This is a genomic window from Tamlana crocina, from assembly GCF_012037625.1.
In genome coordinates, this window is the sequence record NZ_JAAVJS010000127.1 from 1 (window position 1) to 538 (window position 538).

Genomic DNA, 538 nt, shown 5'->3' on the forward strand with positions numbered 1-538 from the left:
ATGTTGGTAAAACCAAATTTTGGAACTCGTCTTTGAAGTGGCATCTGCCCACCTTCAAATCCGATTTTTCTGGAGTAACCTGAACGTGATTTGGCACCTTTATGACCACGGGTGGAAGTTCCGCCTTTCCCTGATCCTTCTCCACGCCCAACACGCTTACTGTTACTTTGAACTGAACCTTTTGCAGGTTTTAAGTTACTTAAATCCATGTGCAATTCTTATTTTGTCTCCTCAACGGAAACCAGGTGATTAACTTTATTTACCATACCAAGGATGTTTGGCGTATTCTCATGCTCCACAACCTGTCCAAGCTTTCTTAGACCAAGCGCTTCCAAAGTACGTTTTTGGTTTTGGGTGCGTTTAATAGCACTTTTTACCTGTGTAACTTTTATTTTTCCCATTATTCCTTGTTATTATCCTTTAAAAACTTTTTCAAGAGAAATACCGCGTTGCTTTGCAACAGTCTCTGCACTCCTCAATTGAAGTAAAGCATCAAAAGTAGCTTTTACCACGTTGTGAGGGTTTGAAGATCCCTGGT

Annotated in this window: 2 protein-coding genes and 1 pseudogene; all 3 read right to left on the reverse strand. The window is 40.5% G+C overall.

What is annotated here, in order from left to right; all coding sequences use genetic code 11:
• Window positions 1–209, reverse strand: a 209-nt coding sequence (gene rplO, locus HC176_RS15935; RefSeq protein WP_167919985.1) for a 50S ribosomal protein L15, incomplete at its 3' end; no start/stop codon positions are given.
• Window positions 210–218: 9 nt separating this feature from the next.
• Window positions 219–401 (reverse strand): 50S ribosomal protein L30, encoded by a 183-nt coding sequence (rpmD, locus tag HC176_RS15940; RefSeq protein ID WP_029037145.1) that lies wholly within the window; start codon window positions 399–401, stop codon window positions 219–221.
• Between the two features lie 12 nt (window positions 402–413).
• Window positions 414–538, reverse strand: a pseudogene (locus HC176_RS15945) (30S ribosomal protein S5); the annotation flags it as partial.

Bases quoted from the DNA above. Each gene is read 5' to 3' on its own strand.
- rpmD (WP_029037145.1), bottom strand. From the start codon at position 401: ATGGGAAAAATAAAAGTTACACAGGTAAAAAGTGCTATTAAACGCACC.